Here is a 17,667-nt window from a genome sequence, read left to right as displayed (position 1 = left end):
ATTATGATGCGCCAGCAACTGTCGCTACTTGGAAAGTCTCAATATGATGCATCCATTTCACCAAAATACCATAATTCAGCTTGTGGTCCTACAACTGTACACGTAGTCTTAAATTATTTAGAAGATCAAGCTCCCTCGGTAAATGAGCTTTATAAACTTCTCGGTGGCACCAAAATCGGGTTATTTAAATGGCGGCTAATTCGCAATCTTCGTCGGCTCCGTCCGACATGGGATATTCGTGACTGTACGTTAAAGGAAGCTATGCAGGAAATCGATGCAGGTCGCCCTGTCGCCATACGCTTTGACCGCTATTTCAGCTTAAATTGGCGCGATAAAAAATCTACCTTCGTCTATCATTGGGTCCCCCTCATTGGCTATGAAATACGCAATGATGAGCTTTGGTTAATATTCCATGATAATGGCGGCCCTAATCGTGAGAGTAAAATTCGAACGGCTCCTTTTAAAGATAATGAAAAAGTATTGAGCTTCGTGAAAATTACACCGAGCTAAGTAAGAGCGTGCCTGCATGTTAGACACGCTCTTTTTTCATCAATAACCAAGGCTTATTTACTCTTCTCAAGAATAACTTTTAGAGCTTGTGCAAAAACATCCATTGATCTATACGTTTCTTCTAAAGTATTATCTATACCTCCAACTTCTAATAATACTGAATTATCATGGAGTTCTTGATTATAGGTATTTTTGGGATCAATCCCTTTTTCTATTACACCTACGGATAGTCCCGGATATAATTTTTCTAGTTGTTCATGAAGCTGAGTGGCAAATATTTTATTCGTTTCATAGTTTCCACTCGTTTTTGATACGACAAATTTAATTCTTGCGTAATCTTTCCCTTTCATTTCAATTGTGGATTCACTTCTTTTTTGAGAATCTCGATGTATATCAAAAACCATGCGAATGCTGTCATTTTCAGCTAAAACTTTCTGTAAATTTTCCCGTGACACTTTATATGAATCTGGAAAGTATAAACCCCTTTGTTTTAAGATTCCATCTATATCTGTCTCATCATGAATTGAATTAATGTCCATTTCTTTTAATGCTCTACTTAACTCTTTACCTACCAGTGTTACATTTTTAGTATCACTATACGGTGGCTGCTCTCTATACGCCCGCTGTTCAGGAAGCTCCGGGAAAAATGATTCCCTGTTATGTGATTGATAAATATATACCACAGGTTTCTTTTCTTCCATTGCATAAGACAATGCCCCCCTTCCATCACTATGGGCTACCCTTGAAACTATGCCACTCCCATTTAAAGAGATTAGCCATGAAAAAATAAATGCACAAACTAAAACACCGCTTGTAATCACAGAGAATTTTGTGAAGATCCTTTTTTTACCCAAGCTTCGTGCTCGTTGTCTAAGAGTATTTTCAGTTGCAGAAACAAATTCTTTTCTAGGATGTTGAGGGTACATTTCTTTCAGCATATCAAATAAGTCTTTTTCATTTTGCATTTGTCAAAACCCCCTCTATTTCAATATTCAGTTTTCTTTTAAGCTCTTTTAGGGCTCTATGATAATCAACTTTTATTTTCGCCGCACTACATTGAAGAATTTCCGAAGTCTCGTTTATGGAAAATTCATTAATACCTCTAAGAATGACTACTGCTCTATAATTAGGTTTTAATTTAGCAATAGCTTCATGAATAAATTGTTTTAATTCTGTTACCTCAAACTCCTCATCAGGTTTCTTTTCATTCGAAGATAACTGATTAAAAAAACCGTCCTTAAATAGTGAGGCAAACTTTTTCTTTCTGTAGTGATCTATTGCTACATGTTTTGCAATTGAAAAAATCCATGTTTTTAAATGATAGTTACTATTAAAATTCAATAACCCTTTTAATACCCGAATAAATACTTCTTGGGTCAAATCCTCAGCATCATTTTGATTTCCCGTAAAACAAACAAGAAATCTATAAACGTCTAAGTAATACAAATTGTAAATTTCAACTATTCTTGATTCTAAGTTATTTGAATCAATCAATCTTTCCCCTCCTTTTACTTATTTGCTTATAATTCGTTTGAGGTTAGGAAAAGGTTACAAAAAATTATAAGGTTGCTTCACAAAACGTATGGTTGATTTCGGTTCCGACTGGGCGCATTGTTGCTGTCGCTTCGCTTTCGCAGAGTAGAGCTTCCTGGGGGGTCTGATGAGCAGCTTGGGGCAACAGGGTGTTGGTCACGAAGGCGTTATCACAGAACGTGATGGTTTTTGCCTTCGTCCCTCTATTCCTAATCCCCAAGGAGTCGCCCAGTCGTAACGAAGATCAACTTATACATGACACACGTATTACAAAATGTCTTCCCAACTTATGATGATGAGCAATAAAAAAGCAGAGCATATTTCTATACTCTGCTTTGATGACCATGATGTTTGTTAATCAATTATGCCTCGGCATAATTGCGCCCAGAATCTGCTTTGTGCTAGGCATGCAAATGTTTTTTGTGCGAAAGCGTAGTGCTAAGCGTAGCAGTAGCAACAAATGTTTTTTGTACCGAAAGCATACAGATGTTTGGACACCCCGCTGAAAGAAGTTAAATAAGTGAATACAGTGAACGTGCCTGCTTGGCGATTAATGTGTAGCCACGTTCTTCTATTTCTTTGAACGTTTGAGGCTCGTAATTAGGTAATACTAAGCTCGCTAATTCTGCCTCGATTGGTACGTTCGTTTGAATTGTTGCAAGCTCGTGTGACAATTTTAGCATATCTAGATTCTCTTTAATTTTTGTGCGTTGCCCTGGCTTTAATTCGTCTATTGACGTAAGAACATTTTCGATAGAACCATATGTTTGAATTAACGTAAGTGCCTGCTTTGGTCCAATACCTTTAACGCCTGGATAACCGTCACTCGTATCTCCCATAAACGCTTTGACCTGTGCAAATTGAATAGGTTCGATGCCATATTCCTCTCGAAAGCGCGTATGCGTATAAACGTCATACTCTGAGTAGCCTTTTTTCGTAAAAGCAATTTCTGCTGATGGTCTTAAAAGTTGCAGTAAATCCTTGTCTCCGCTAATTACCGTAATGTCAGCCTCATCCTGAAATTTTGTAATCATTGAGCCAATTAAATCATCTGCCTCCATTCCTTTAACACCGAAATTTTGCCAACCAATTTGTTGCGATAAATTTTTCGCCATATCAAATTGCGGTTGCATTTCCTCAGGTGGTGATGGACGGTTAGCCTTATAGCCATCAAATAATTCGTTACGGAATGTATGTGCACCCATATCCCAACAAACAGCAAGATGGGTCGGCTTCATAATAGATTGTGCCGTTAATACATGACGCACAAATCCTTGGGCACCATTAGAAGGTGTCCCATCCGCCAGGCGAATATAATGCCCCATCGCAGCCGATGCAAAAAATGAACGGAATAATAGCGCCATGCCATCCACAATTAAAAGTTTTGGTTTTGTTGTCATATAAATAGTCCTCTCTATTACAATACAATAATTGTATTTATCTATCATACTTTTATGAAGCATTGTCTATTATAGCAAACTATATGAGAACATCTACAATATATAGCATAGTGTTAATTTTATGCAGTACCTAAACTTCCATCAATTATACCTCGCCATAATCATCATTTTATTAGAGAGCCGAGACGGGGTATTCTGCCTTTAAAAGCCCATAAACATCAACGTCTTCATATGTATCCACTAAAAATCTATTTTGTCTCAATGTTCCTTCTTTGCGCAATCCACACTTTTCTAACACCCTAGTCGATAGTTTGTTTCTAGAAATGGCAGATGCCCAAATTTTGTTAAGACCTAGTTCGATAAAACAAAAATGAATCATGCTATTTACAGCTTCGGTTGCAAAACCTTTCCCCAAATAGTCCTGACCAAGCCAATAGCCAAGTTCACCTCTATTGTTGACCTTGTCAATTCTTAACGTAATCGTACCTACAATTTCTCTCGATTCTTTTGAAACAATTCCTAAAGGGTATTCGACTCCCCGTTTTATAAGTTCTGGCTGCATATTAATCCAATCTTGTGCGAACTTCAATTCATATGGGTGCGGAAGCCCAAGAATATCAGCTAATCTTTTGTCATTAGCCAATTTTTTGATTCTGAACGCGTCATCCATAGTAAAAGGTTCTATACATAGACGCTCGGATTCTAATTTTATAACCATATTTCCTCCCCTTTTGTTATCAATAAGCCCCCTTGTTCTGGACAATCTTTATGCAAAACGATAACTTTTTATAGGCAATAAAATTTTTAAGTTGATTGCATCACACTTTACGACCTGCGTGAGAAACCGACTTTTACTGGATTATTTACTGACACCTTGGACGTTATTTTTTTGAATACGATTGCGGTAATCCAGTCGAATACCTGTTAGCCATTGTAAAAATGCTGTCACACCCATTTTCACTGTTTCGGGGCGTAGATCCCCCTCCTTTGGATCGGCATAGACAAAGTCAATATGGCGGACTCCTTCATTTTCTCCAATGAGCTTTAGAATATCAAATAATTCATAGGCCGTTAAACCACCTGGTGTTGCAGTAGGTACATCTGGGGCGAATGTAATATCGAGCACATCCAAATCAACAGATACATAAATACGATCTACCTCATACATAAGCTGACGGAGCATTTCACGAATTGTTAATTGTATGCCATCACGACGCATTTGCTTTAACGTAATCATATGTATTCCTTGTTCTTTTGCGTAGTGAATCATTTCAGGTGAATTAAAAAATCCGTGTAACCCAACATTATAAACATGTTTCCCTTCTACAACGCCTGCTGCTATGAGCTGCTGTATTGGAGAATCCATAGCTAAACCAATTTCCTCCTGATTCCGAGCATCCAAATGCGTATCAATTTGAATAATCCCTATGCGATCCTTTGGAAAAGCATTCTTTATTCCTCTAAGAGAGCAAGCTGTTATCGCATGATCTCCACCTATCAGACACGTGAAACTTTTAGAATATGCGGTGCTTAAACTTTCAGCTGCAGCTTCTATAGCTGACTCTGAAAGCATTCTATCCGCCTCATGAATTGCCACATCACCTACATCAACGACTGCCAACGCGCGCAAATCTACTTGCTCATCTAAATTATAAGATTGAAAACTTGGCCAAGCCTTTCGAAATGCTGTTGGATACAGTGCCTTTTCGGATGGTTTACTAGCATACGATAATAAAGCACCGTACAAAATAATATCTACATCATTTGGAAGTGGATTTTCTTTTTGCTTCACCCATTGTTGCATAGCTGAACCATTTTCTTGCTTATACTGCCATTCTGGTTGAATAAACATGTTAACCGACCGCCTTTACGTCATTTTTCTATACTATCTTCAAATTTTTTCATTCTATATATTGAAAATTCATCAGCATAACGAAGGGTTGATTTCCATTTCGGCTGGGCGTTTCCCTGGGGCGTTCAATGCCGAATTAAAGTCAATTGCCCTATACTTCTTTATTGATCCTATAAATATACCTAGTGAAATATCTTCCACATTAATAGTACCATTAGTACATACAATTTCGTCAAAGTTCGGTATTTTCCCTCTTAATTTCTTAAAAAATCTACATACTCCATTTACCCCTTATATACAAAAAGTAGCAAACTAGGCAATTTTCTAGTGTGCTACTTTTTATGTTTGATATTTTCTTCACCCTACTGATTATTAGTCTTCACCTATCGGGCTTTTGCGGGATAAAGTTTGGCAAAGCTCTGCGACCTCGTGCATCGTATAGCTTTGAAAGTTATATCGATTATGCAATTCCTGATAAAACTGTAAAAGTTCCTCAAGCATAGCTAAATTTTTTTCGATATTCTTACCAAAATTATGAGGATGCCACCATAAATGATAAAAGGCTTTAGACCTTGCAGCTGCATGCATTCCCTCTTTTATACGTTGGACTTTTAAGCCTTCAAAAAATCGTAAAGGGCTACAATAGGGCCTTAAAAATGCACTTGAACGAATGTTAATAAAGGAATCCTTTTGCATTTCTTCTAGCGTTACTAGATGATTTCCCGTTATATTAACATAGCTATCCAGCCATTTTTTCGCACCTAATAGTCGACTTTTTTTCGTAAATTTTTGAGGATCGTACAACGGGTGTTTTTCATTTCCTCGATAGCATACAAACCCTACTTCCTTACATGCTGAAAAATATGCTTCATTCACTTGATTACGTGGAAAGACAATCGATTTCATCGGTCCAATATTTTCTTCACAAATCATGGCAGTAGCATGTAAATCTGCACGAAAATTTGCTTCAGTTTGTCCATTTTCTAAACAGTAAAAATGTGAAAATGTATGACTGCCTATTTCTTGATGTGGCGTACGTTTAATCTTCTCAATTAAGGATTTGCCGAAATGTAAAAGATCCTCTTGCTCATTTTCTCCTACTTTTGCAAGTTGTGTATGTGCTGCGTAGCGCATGTTTTTATATTTTATTGGAATACCTCTTAAGTAGTGAGCCATTTCAGCTTTTGTTTCTGCAAACAATAGACCTACTGTTGCCCAAGTCGCATGAATGCCATACTGTTCAAACAACTCTAGTATTTTAGGCAATGCTTCACGGACGCCATATAAATTTTTATTGTATTGTCCGTGCTTAAATACATCGTGGACACCCCAATTTAGCTCAAAATCCAATGATATAACAAGACCTCCACGATTTACTTCAATGACTACTTCCTCCATTTTTGCACGCCCAGTAACAGTGCACGTATTTTAGATTGGGTAATGTAACCAGAATATACATCGACGACTTGTCCACCGAAGCCTAGTTTAAACGCACGAACATTTTGATCATCAGTCAGCTTTCCCATATCATATAAAACAAAGCCTTGCTCCTTTAAATGCAATAAATTATGCCATAGTAAGAAACGATTTGCATATCGAATTGGTCTTCTTAAATGCTCTGGCATTGATTGTGAATGACAAGTCGCTACAAAATAGGACATCGCTTTTTTAGCGTATATAATATCGAGTCTATAGCATAGTGTTTGTCCACAAATACTGCGAATCTCAGACAACCATAGTGCTCCTTTATTTTTTAAAAGCATAATAGCTTCCATTTGAGACTTACTAATTAGCTCGAGTTTTTTTCTTTTTGCGAAGTTATTATAAAACTGTTGAAAGGCTCGTAAATTGTCATCTGATGGTTCTTTATAAATAAAAACTTGATAGGACTCTTTTTGTGCACGACGAAGAACTTTTCGATTACTTTCTGAAAGAGCAAGATACAATGATAACTCACTATCTGTAAGGTGAATATGAACCGTTTCACTTTTAACAAGCTTACGGCTTGGTACAAGTGAATTTGTATAGCCAATAACCTTCATTGATTTTCTAACATTGGCTGGCTTCTCTACGAAATAAAAATGCTGCATTGCGATATTCCATCGCTTACTTTTAATGGACAGAATGAACATCGCCCCCACTCTCTGTGTATTTTTCTACATGATTTCGCTCATAACGAGCACATTTAAAATGTTTCATTCGAGAAATACGTTTATAGCCTAGCTGCAATAATCGTTTACGCTTTCGCCATTGCCAAAATCTCGCAGTAACCCAAAGTGTTTGTGCAGGTTTCATTTTTTGGAAGAAGGCTGTAATAATATCGATATTTTTATAAACATCATATGTTAAAAAATATGTCTGCTTTGGCAATGCTTCAACAATTTGCAAATCATCTACACGCCAGTTCACCGCATGTAATGCAAACGCAGGTTTATTCGTTTCTGCATAAGAATCTTTGTAAATCGTGTATCCCTTATAAAATAGAGAAATAATTTCTTCCTTATCGAGTTGCATCGCCTCCTGTATCGACAACTCCTCAAACAAATCTCCTACAGGTCGTTGCGGTGTAACATTATCTGATGGGGATAATTCATACAAATTCACTTGCTTAAAACGAATAAATTTTTCTACGAATAGTTGTCCATATTCTAGCCAATTTTTTACTTTCCCATACTTTACTAAGTAACGTAATTGACCTAGAGTATTACGTTTCCATCCCACAACACGATGATTGCCCTTTAAAAATTCCTTGAGCCGTTCCTTCAGCGTATAGCTACTCGCCAATAGCTTTGCTCGCTTCGTTCCACCGCTTACGAGCATACGCCTCGTAAAATCAATATTAGAGCGCCAATCGAACTTATACGGCTCATAGCCAATACTCATATCGAACAAGCGATAGTTTTCAGAATAGGTTCGCTTAATCGTTTCTTGATTCACTAATCTGCCAGGCCCAAATAAATTAAATGTTGGCTCATGTGCAAGTGCGTAAGTTACATAACGTCCACGACAGCAAATTCCGTATGTGAAGGCAATCCATTGGTCTTCAAAAACAAGTGCATCTACCTCAACTTGCAATGCCTCCCCTTTAAGAAGCGTTAACTGTTCGAAAAAGTCCTTTTTCTTCCCTTTAGTAAAATCACTTGTATCTATTTTTTTAGCCCATCGTCGATCAAATAATCTAAACATTTGCCAAAGTTCGTCTCGCGAAGGGATTTTCCTCGTTAATGAGCCTAATTTTCGTAGCTTCCGTTCTCTTCTATCCATACCATGCATTTTTCTACGTTGATTGAAGTAGTTAGGAATATCTACATCATGAAAGGCAAGATACGGAGTCACTACACGAAAAATACTTGGACGTAACTGCCTTTCAACAAAATATTGCTCAATGACTTTTGTAGAGTCTTTGCTTTCCAATAATCCATGAAATAAAAATAGTAGATGTTTATACTTTTCAATGAGCTGATCAAACACAAAGGTTATAGCGGGCAACAGCCATTCTTTTTTCGCTACAACACCTGAATAATTCGCAATATTTTCTCCCACAAAGGCATAAATTCGTACTCCCCATCGAAGTCGAACCATGAAGGGGAAAAAGGCAATGATAGTACCATTTTCTTCAACAGCATAGAGCTCGACACGCTCTCTTCGTCCAACAATTTGCCACCAGTTATAAAACCAAGCAAATTCTATAAATGGATTATCATTGTCCTCAGATGCTAAAATTTCATCCCAAATATTTTTGTACCACATAAGCTCATCATCAGTTCGAATGCGAATTAATTGCAAATTAATCACCTTTCTTAGCCGATTTTAAAACAACCTGTTCGTAGATAAATAGCGTTTTCTGATACATTGGTAGAAACGTAAAATTCCTTAAAAAGCGGCGTTCACTTGCGTCCCCCATTTTTTGACGTAAGCTCTCATCTATTAACAATTGTTTAAGCCTGTTCTTTAGTAGATCTTTATCATCTCGATTAATTAAAAATCCATTCTCATACTCAGAAATTAACTCATTGACACCGCCCACATTCGTAGCGATAATTGGAAGTCCTGCTCGCATTGCTTCAATAATTGAAATCGGTAAGCCCTCCCAATCTGATAACAAGACAAATACATGACTTTCCTCAAGTAAGGATGTGACATCTAATTGATTGCCCAAAAATGAGACACGATCTATTAAACCTTTATCGGCAATAAATTCTTCTAAACTAGGGCGCAGTGAGCCATCACCTATCAATTGCAAGCGCCAAGGTATATCAGAAAGCTCCGCTAAAGCCTCTAGCAATAAATCCTGTCTTTTTGGCACTTCAAAACGAGCAACCATCACGATTAATGGATGCTCCTCATTCTCTTTTATAGGTGCTACTTGCTTCTCTATTTGATCGATGCCATTATGAATCGTCAGCATTTTATAAGCAGGAGCAATTTTTTGCATTAATGCTAACTTGCGATCATATTCAGATACCGTAATAATTTTAGTTGTCAACGGCTGAACTGATTTTTCCATTCGACGATACATCCTCTTTTTTTTGTGCGGTACGCCTTCTGTAAAACTCCAGCTATGAGCCGTAAAAACAGTTGGAATGCGTAAAAGCCTTCCTACTACACGACCAATTGTGCCCGCCTTCGATGAATGCGCAGCAATAATATCTGGTTGTATTTTTTTGAATGTTGCTCTTAATTGCCAAAAGGTCTGTAAATCCTTTTTTAGGTGAATCGCTCGCTGCATGGCTGGGATACTGATAACATCAATTTTTTCTTCTTGAAAGCGCCACAGTGACGGATCATAAAGGCCTGTTACAATAGTTACCTCGTGACTATCTTGCTTTAATTTTATGGCGAGTGCCTCCACATGCTTTTGCGCTCCTCCAATCTTATCCATACGTGTAATAAGCTGAACGATCTTCAGAACCTAACACTCCTTAATTTTTAATAAGCACCTGTTCTCGCTAAAACTACGAAAAGTGTTTTGATGATAATTTTAAAATCCATCCTAAAAGAATAACGATCAACGTATTCTAGGTCATATGAAATTTTTTGTCCGTGAGAAATATTAGAGCGGCCGTTAATTTGAGCAAGACCTGTTAAACCTGGCTTTACTTCTAAACGCCGTGCCTGTAAAGTGTTATAAGCATTTGTGATGGATGGAACTTCTGGACGTGGTCCAACAATACTCATATCTCCTTTTAAAACATTAATGAGCTGTGGAATTTCATCAATACTGAACTTGCGAAGAGTAGCCCCAACTTTTGTGATTCGTGCATCCTGTTCAGTTTTAAAAAAATAATCATCCGGAATTCCGCCTGCACACATAGTAGGCATATCCACTGGAACTGCTTGTAAGGTCATTGTCCGCAGCTTCCAAATAACAAAGCGCTGATGATCCTGTCCGGTACGGATTTGTTTAAAAAAAACAGGGCGGCCTGTGCTAATAAGTAAAACGTGGAATACTACTAACATAAGAGGGATGGTAATGAAAAGTAATAGGAGTGCCCCCGCAATATCAAAAATTCTTTTCCCGTACTGACTATAAAATTTAATAGTCTGAGCTGACTCCTCGTGCAACACATCATCCTTCGCATTTTTTTACCACTTAACTTTATATATTCATTTGGGACATTTATAGAACTACTTTTGAAGAAGCAATTCCATAATAATATGTAGAAAAAAGGTACCTCACCATAACGTGGGTTGATTTCCATTCTGGTTAGGCGCTTTCTAGGGGATGTCGGGGAAACGATGTTTATTGCCCGAAAGTGAAGCGTCAGTCAATAAGACGTAAAGTCTTTACTCCAATCTGCCTACTAAAAATGCATACATGTAATAAATCAAAAAAAGGAGTTATTTCAAAATCATTTTTGAATAACTCCTCATATTTATATTTAGCCATTAATAGAGATGTTCCTTTTTACCCTTGTATAATCTGTACTTCGCATGTAATTTGAACATTTCCTTTTAATGCCTTACTAATCATACATGTTTGTTCTGCCTTCTCAGCTAATCGATTAATTCTTTTTCGTTCTCGCTCAGATAAATTTTGTACAATAATTTTCGGCTTATGTAAAATTTTCTCATAAGTAAAAACACCGTTCGTGACATCAACAAAACCTTCAGCTTGCATAGACAAATCCAACACAGCAATCTTCGAATTTTCAAGTAATGTAGCCAGTGTAATTAAATAGCAGGTTGCTGCCGCTCCTAGCAGCATTTCATCAGGATTTGTCCCCATCCCTGGTCCATTCATTTCTCGAGGAATAGAAATTTTCGTATTTAGATTGTCTGCAACAATATTACCCGTCCCATTTCTCCCCTCCGACCATTGTAAATTCATAGTAAATAAATGTTGAACCATTAATAAATCCTCCTTTGATTATATTGAGTACGAGTAGAGCGCTTACCTTTGGGACCTGAGCAGTTCTTTGCTCATTTACCCAATCAATTTTCTTCGTTACCGGACCCAATCAGTTTGCAAGGTTACTAGAACAATTCTACGTACAACTCCATTTCTCCCTTCGAAGGATTCTAATTTTTAAAATGGAGATGGAGGATGGTCGACTCCTACGGGATCATCGTACGCCTCTAGAATAACGCCCAACCCGATCGGAAATCAACCCCACACTATAGCGACAAACGCAATCCTTCCCTCAGTCTAAAGAATTATCAGTGCAATAATGAAACATCCAATATTTAAGAAAAACAGTAAAACTGATTTTATGGTAAAATAGAAAAAACAATTCTTTAGGAGATTTAAAAAATGATTTTAACAAAGCAACAAGCAATACAAGCACTTAAAAAGAACAAATTTATCGGTTTTACTACTAAAACAGGAAATATTATTATGAGGAAGATGAATAAAACCGATTATAATATTTTTGTATTTGAAGAAGGCAAAGATAAACCAGTACGTTATGTAGGTTCTATTATGAACGTCATGGCGACAATGAGCGACAAAGCTTCTAACAAGGATTTCGTTATTGTGGAACAGCTTTCAACTCAAAATAAAGAAGAGGCTGAATCTGTAGAGAATGATGCAATCAAAGAAGTAGTGGAGCCTGCAGAGAAAGCTGACATTAAAGAAACTGCTAAACCTGCAGAAAAAAATGAAGCCAAAGAAGCAAAAAAAGAAAAAGTAGAAAAAACAGCTGACTTCGATGAAGAAAGACGTGCTATTTCAGGTTACGAGGGCTTATATGATGTTTCGGCGAGCGGTCGGGTCATTACAGTGCGTGAGAATCGCCCATTAGCTCGATGTAACGATGAATATGGTTTCCATATTGTTCGACTAACAAAAGAGGGTACTGCTTCAAGTCACAATGTATTTGAACTTTGGAAACAGGCATACCCTGAACTTGAACAAACTAATTTTAAAGGTGCCTTAAAAGCGAAATATGGTACAGGCTGCAAGCTAAGCGATAAACCGGGTATACACTTTTAACCCTCTTAGTGAGTGTCACGAAATTTTGCAGAAGCATAATTGATTTAAAAACCCCGAACGTCGATGCATTGACGCTCGGGGTTTTTAAATTATGGAAAGGAACCTACTATAATTTGCGATTGATATCTATTCCGGTTTGATTACGCAGATTTCGATAATAAAGCCCCTAATAATAGATTTATCGATAAATTAATCTCTTACTTTTTAGTAATTCATACAATGGACCTTTTTCTAAAACTTACGACTATCATATTCGTTTCTACTTAGCATATATTTTTTAAAAACAGCTTAAAGAATATATAGGGTGGAGGAATTTTGCAGTTGAGCGCAATGATACTTGGTGGCTTTCTTTTTTTTAGTGCGAGCATTGGAGGAGCTCTAGCTTGGGTATTCTCTAGGCTATTCCAGCATACAACTCATGGATTATCATTATTATGTGGTGGATTTTTAGTTGGCTTACTTGTAGTAGACGTCATTCCTTCTTCTTTTCAAATATACAAATCATTTGGCCTATTACTTGGCATATTGTTGGGCTATTTAATGTTTGAAGTACTTAATAGTTTATTTCACACTTCTCATACTCAAAATCCCTCAGTATCACTATTGGCAATCGCTATAATTATCCACACTATTCCGATGAGTCTTACTATCGGACAGTTGTTAGGGAAAGCCTCATTAAGTATTGCCATAACAGCTTCTATTATTCTACATCATCTACCAGAAGGCTTTGCACTTTCTACAGCATTACTATCACAAGGAGAACGGCTTTGGAGACTCTTTATTTATTTTATAGCATTTTCGATTTTCTTTAGTGTTTTTATACAGATTGGCCAATATTGGGAGTTATCTGATAAGGCACAAGGCGTACTAATGGGCGTTTCGATTGGGTTAATCGCAACTGCCAGTATTTCAGAATTTATTTTGCATCATATTCGTTCAGTATCAATAAAATCACTTATAGCATTCGTTTTATTAGGATATTTATTAAGTCACGCATTTCATATGCTAGTCGAATAAAAAAGCAATCCACCCCATATTGTGGATTGCTTCTTTTTTAATTACTTTTCGTCACCAATTAACATTAATGTTAGTGATAAGATTTTAGCGAACTGTGCACGTGAAAGATTACCTTTTGGATTAAATTGACCGTTTGCTCCATCAATCACACCTAATTGCTTTAATAATCCGATTGATTCAACAGTTTCCTTACGCATTTGGTTTTTGTCTGCAAATGGGTTATTTTTGCTAACCTTACTTACATCAAATTCCATTCCTTCTAAGTATCTTGCAGTTACAAATGCCATTTCCTCACGTGTAACAGGTTTATACGGCTCAAAATTAACACCATCAAAAATATCAATTATGCCATATTCCTCTAAAATCGCTACTTCCTTCGCACCCGGGTATTTTGCCAAATCTTTATATGTAGCAGGACCTTCATAATCTTCCTTCACATCTAATCCTGAAGCACCGAAAATCATAGTAACTAATTGTCCGCGTGTTACTTGACCATTTGGATTAAATGTTGTAGCAGATGTACCCTTAATAATGTCTAATTGGAACAATAATTGGATATAGCCCTCTGCCCAATGTCCAATAGTATCCGTGAAGTAACCACCTGGTTTTAACACAAGATCATCTTCCTGAATTGATCCAATAAAATCATTCAAATCCTCATCAGCAAAAGCCTGCCATTTCCCTTCAGCATAAACTTCCGCCTTAAATGCATTTCCAGATGGAGTAAATCTCATTTGAATAGAGTCACCGAAAAGCTCTTTAAATTCTTTTTGTTCTTGTGCACTCATTTCAGTAGTTTTCAATAGTGCTTGTAACGAAATCTTTAATGTCATATTATTTTTCGTCGTTACTAATGTCATCTCTTTATCTTCATAAGATAATTTAGAAATTACTAGTGTTTTATAAAGATCTTGGTATGTCATCGATTGCGCTTGTTTAGTCGCTGCAACCGCATGTTTTGGGTGGATAATACTAGAAACATCTACAGTTTCTTGAGCATTTGCTTGTAATCCAAAACCTCCTGTAAAACATGCAATACTAAGCGCACCCGCTAAAAACGTCTTTTTCATTATACCTGCCCCTTTCCATTCATAAATTCAGTGTACTAAAATAACTATTAGTAAATCTATAAAAATATGTAAATTATTCAAAATTATAAAAAAGTCCTATTTTCCTAGAAATATAAAATTACTAAATCTCCAAAAATATCAGGAAGTATATTACATAATTTCTACAATGCATCAGGTACTTTTTTCAATAAATCCAACGAAATGTACCATTATTCTTCGTTTAGAATAAACACCATATTATAAATATGCTTTATGCCTCTTTTTATTTATGCAGAAAAATTAGTAAATCTGTTTATTCTTTAGTAGGTATAAAGTTGTTAGCAGTTGAAAGGGTTTTTTTATACAGGAAAATTTTCCGCTAACTCTGCGATTCTTTTTCTCCATAGTATCTATTCACTACATATGCCTTAAAATATTTCCTAGCTCTAATTATACTTTTAAGGGACTCGAATCCATTAATAGTCATGCAATAAAATATAATGAACGCCAAATGGACAAAGCATTAGCAGCTATTGAACATTAAATGTCACTCTCTCGGTGACGTTTTTTACTTTTGGGGAAATTAATAAAGTCATTATATCATTATAATAATTGAGGCTTTCATTTGATTTTTCAATATTATAAGAAGTAGTATGGAGGTGTAACAAGGGATACAACACATACCCTTACAATTATATTAATGTAACATTATCGAAGGAGGAATTTAGGATGAATTATCAAAATATTACAGTTGCAGGTAGCGGTGTTCTAGGTAGTCAAATTGCCTATCAATCAGCTTTTAAAGGCTTTAATGTAACCGTATACGATATTAATGATGAGGCCTTAACAAATGCACAAGATCGTATCACAAAATTAAAACCGTTATACCAACAAGACTTAGGTGCGACGCAAGAAGAAGTTGATGCTGCATATGCACGTTTATCATTTAAAAGTGATTTATCAGAAGCGGTTGCAAATGCCGATCTTGTGATTGAGGCGATTCCTGAAGTTGTTAAAATTAAAACGGAATTTTACACAAACCTTGGCAAAGTTGCCCCTGCTAAAACAATCTTTGCGACAAACTCATCTACATTATTACCGAGCCAATTTGCTGAAGCAACTGGTCGTCCAGAGAAGTTTATAGCGCTTCACTTTGCAAATACGATTTGGAAAAACAACACAGCCGAAATTATGAAGCATCCAGGCACTGATATGAAAGTGTTCGATGAAGTCGTAGAATTTGCACGTGCTATCGGCATGGTTCCACTTCCATTATATAAAGAACAACCAGGCTATATTTTGAATTCATTACTAGTTCCATTTTTAGATGCTGCTGAATCACTATTAGTAAAAGAAGTAGCAGACCCAGAAACAATCGATAAAACATGGATGATTGGAACAGGAGCACCACTAGGTCCATTCGCCATCCTTGACATTGTCGGCATTAACACTGCCTTCAACATTGTAGAGGCAAAAGCCGCTGCTACAGGTGAAGAAAACTTTAAAAAATTAGCCAATCTCTTAAAAACAGAGTATATCGAAAAAGGCAAACTAGGCCGCGCTACAGGTGAAGGTTTCTATAAATATCCAAACCCAAACTTCGCAAAACCTGATTTCCTAAAAGGCTAATTAATTAATAAAACGATGTACATAGTGTCTTCACTATGTGCATCGTTTTTTATTTCAAGGTGTTGGAATTTAGGTTGCCGGGTAGCCACCCGGAATAACCGGGTATAAAGTTCACGAGAAAAAATCCCAAAAACTAGGTGCATCTTGAAATTCTACTGTTGCCAGCTTCTCTATAATTTTTAATTTAATTTCTTGTTCCAAGTCTTCCCTTTCCTGAAAGTCTGTATTGTGCAAACATTGTTTTATTTTCGGTATGAAATTCTCTATAATCGTTAGCGTATCTTCATTGTATTGATTTTCTAAAATCGCCATATATTATTCCCCCTTTTTGCTGAGTGTAGTTTTGAGTTTATTTAAAGCCTTCCTATGAAGGTTTGATATATTCTGCGGTGTAGTTTGTAATGTGTGAGCTATTTCTTTTATAGAAAACTCTTTTACATAAATCATCTCTAATATTTGAAGTTGTTTAACCGTTAGTTTTTGCAAAGACTTTAAAAGCAGTTCATCTTCAATATTGTCAAATAATCCTCCATCAACTATATGATCCAGTTCAATTTCAACGCTTGCATCTTCTATTAGCTCTTTCGCGGTCGTGCCACCTTCTTCTGATAAGCCCTTATCTAATATTAATAGAGCACGATTTTGTAGCCTTCTCCTTTTTTTATCAAAATCTAAGCTAAAAAAATAAATTAAATTACTGACATATTTGATTTTCCTAACATTTATATAGTGAGATTGGAAAGATTCATCGACAAGTTTCTTATTTTGTTCGGTTGGATATAAGATCGCCTTTTGCACCAAATAAAGATTATTGGAATCCGACAAAAAGCTTTTTATGATTGGATTGTTAACCTGCGCATTATTTCTATAGAAGAATTCCTCTATTTTTTGTTTCTCCATTTAACTTCCCTCCAATACTTCCGCCTTCTTTCTATTTAAAGTGAATGTTGTATCTATATTATAAATCAAAATAAGAACAAATGTTCTTAAAAAGAATAAAAAAAACACCTTTTATACAAAAAAGGTGATTTAATCCAACTCTTTCAAATATCTAAAATAGCTTTTATTTTTTCTGGCTGATAACCAATAATTCTCTCCGCTTTATGATCAGCGACTATTAAAGTAAATGGGATAGCACTACTATTAAAATGCTTAAACTCCTTTAATACGTGCTCTTCATTAATATCTTATTGACATACGTAATATTATTTTCTTGTAACCATTCCTTTAACCTAACACAAT

Annotated in this window: 18 protein-coding genes; 4 read left to right on the top strand and 14 right to left on the bottom strand. The window is 36.2% G+C overall.

What is annotated here, in order from left to right; all coding sequences use genetic code 11:
* Positions 1-6 precede the first annotated feature (6 nt).
* Complete coding sequence (locus tag C7Y47_RS14175; RefSeq protein WP_142509385.1) at positions 7-510, top strand: C39 family peptidase; 504 nt, start codon at positions 7-9, stop codon at positions 508-510.
* Positions 511-563: 53 nt separating this feature from the next.
* Here the strand turns inward: C7Y47_RS14175 and spoIIP are convergent, their stop codons facing one another.
* The 11 genes from spoIIP to C7Y47_RS14120 form a co-directional block, all read right to left on the bottom strand.
* Positions 564-1,475, bottom strand: a complete 912-nt coding sequence (gene spoIIP / locus C7Y47_RS14170) for a stage II sporulation protein P (protein ID WP_142509362.1) — start codon at positions 1,473-1,475, stop codon at positions 564-566.
* Complete coding sequence (locus C7Y47_RS14165) at positions 1,465-2,004, bottom strand: RNA polymerase sigma factor (RefSeq protein WP_142509361.1); 540 nt, start codon at positions 2,002-2,004, stop codon at positions 1,465-1,467. The genes spoIIP and C7Y47_RS14165 overlap by 11 nt, the downstream gene beginning before the upstream one ends.
* A 551-nt stretch (positions 2,005-2,555) precedes the next feature.
* Complete coding sequence (locus C7Y47_RS14160) at positions 2,556-3,443, bottom strand: 5'-3' exonuclease (protein ID WP_142509360.1); 888 nt, start codon at positions 3,441-3,443, stop codon at positions 2,556-2,558.
* Positions 3,444-3,615: 172 nt separating this feature from the next.
* Positions 3,616-4,161 (bottom strand): GNAT family N-acetyltransferase, encoded by a 546-nt coding sequence (locus C7Y47_RS14155; protein ID WP_142509359.1) that lies wholly within the window; start codon positions 4,159-4,161, stop codon positions 3,616-3,618.
* 141 nt (positions 4,162-4,302) lie between these two features.
* Positions 4,303-5,295 carry an agmatinase family protein gene (locus tag C7Y47_RS14150; protein ID WP_142509358.1) on the bottom strand — a complete coding sequence of 331 codons (993 nt, stop codon included), beginning with the start codon at positions 5,293-5,295 and terminating at the stop codon, positions 4,303-4,305.
* A gap of 372 nt (positions 5,296-5,667) precedes the next feature.
* Positions 5,668-6,693, bottom strand: a complete 1,026-nt coding sequence (locus C7Y47_RS14145) for a polysaccharide deacetylase family protein (protein ID WP_142509357.1) — start codon at positions 6,691-6,693, stop codon at positions 5,668-5,670.
* Entirely contained in the window at positions 6,681-7,427 is a 747-nt protein-coding gene (locus C7Y47_RS14140; protein ID WP_255505180.1) for a hypothetical protein, read from the bottom strand. Before C7Y47_RS14140 ends, C7Y47_RS14145 begins: the two co-directional genes overlap by 13 nt.
* The gene (locus C7Y47_RS14135) at positions 7,408-9,090 is read right to left on the bottom strand and encodes a GNAT family N-acetyltransferase (RefSeq protein ID WP_255505179.1); all 1,683 of its coding nucleotides are present in this window, start codon (positions 9,088-9,090) and stop codon (positions 7,408-7,410) included. The genes C7Y47_RS14140 and C7Y47_RS14135 overlap by 20 nt, the downstream gene beginning before the upstream one ends.
* Entirely contained in the window at positions 9,083-10,177 is a 1,095-nt protein-coding gene (locus tag C7Y47_RS14130; protein WP_142509355.1) for a glycosyltransferase family 4 protein, read from the bottom strand. Before C7Y47_RS14130 ends, C7Y47_RS14135 begins: the two co-directional genes overlap by 8 nt.
* A 47-nt stretch (positions 10,178-10,224) precedes the next feature.
* On the bottom strand, positions 10,225-10,863 hold the full coding sequence (locus C7Y47_RS14125; protein WP_255505178.1) for a sugar transferase: 639 nt from the start codon (positions 10,861-10,863) through the stop codon (positions 10,225-10,227).
* 340 nt (positions 10,864-11,203) lie between these two features.
* On the bottom strand, positions 11,204-11,647 hold the full coding sequence (locus tag C7Y47_RS14120; protein WP_142509353.1) for an SACOL1771 family peroxiredoxin: 444 nt from the start codon (positions 11,645-11,647) through the stop codon (positions 11,204-11,206).
* Positions 11,648-12,049: 402 nt separating this feature from the next.
* On the opposite strand from C7Y47_RS14120, the gene C7Y47_RS14115 reads away from it, so the two are divergent.
* Entirely contained in the window at positions 12,050-12,730 is a 681-nt protein-coding gene (locus C7Y47_RS14115; RefSeq protein ID WP_142509352.1) for an NUMOD4 domain-containing protein, read from the top strand.
* Positions 12,731-13,060: 330 nt separating this feature from the next.
* Positions 13,061-13,747 carry a zinc transporter family protein gene (locus C7Y47_RS14110; protein WP_255505184.1) on the top strand — a complete coding sequence of 229 codons (687 nt, stop codon included), beginning with the start codon at positions 13,061-13,063 and terminating at the stop codon, positions 13,745-13,747.
* A gap of 41 nt (positions 13,748-13,788) precedes the next feature.
* Here C7Y47_RS14110 and C7Y47_RS14105 read toward each other — a convergent pair whose 3' ends face one another.
* Positions 13,789-14,817 carry an S-layer homology domain-containing protein gene (locus C7Y47_RS14105; protein WP_142509350.1) on the bottom strand — a complete coding sequence of 343 codons (1,029 nt, stop codon included), beginning with the start codon at positions 14,815-14,817 and terminating at the stop codon, positions 13,789-13,791.
* A 708-nt stretch (positions 14,818-15,525) separates the two neighbouring features.
* Between C7Y47_RS14105 and C7Y47_RS14100 the strand changes: the two genes are divergently transcribed.
* On the top strand, positions 15,526-16,425 hold the full coding sequence (locus tag C7Y47_RS14100; protein ID WP_142509349.1) for a 3-hydroxyacyl-CoA dehydrogenase: 900 nt from the start codon (positions 15,526-15,528) through the stop codon (positions 16,423-16,425).
* Positions 16,426-16,536: 111 nt separating this feature from the next.
* Here the strand turns inward: C7Y47_RS14100 and C7Y47_RS14095 are convergent, their stop codons facing one another.
* Together C7Y47_RS14095 and C7Y47_RS14090 are read right to left on the bottom strand one after the other, a co-directional pair.
* Positions 16,537-16,737 (bottom strand): hypothetical protein, encoded by a 201-nt coding sequence (locus C7Y47_RS14095; RefSeq protein ID WP_142509348.1) that lies wholly within the window; start codon positions 16,735-16,737, stop codon positions 16,537-16,539.
* 3 nt (positions 16,738-16,740) lie between these two features.
* On the bottom strand, positions 16,741-17,325 hold the full coding sequence (locus C7Y47_RS14090) for a sigma-70 family RNA polymerase sigma factor (RefSeq protein WP_142509347.1): 585 nt from the start codon (positions 17,323-17,325) through the stop codon (positions 16,741-16,743).
* Between the last annotated feature and the right edge of the window lie 342 nt (positions 17,326-17,667).

Origin of the sequence: Lysinibacillus sphaericus (assembly GCF_006864135.1) — a bacterium.
Lineage (GTDB): Bacteria > Bacillota > Bacilli > Bacillales_A > Planococcaceae > Lysinibacillus.
This window is presented reverse-complemented; position numbering and strand designations above follow the sequence as displayed.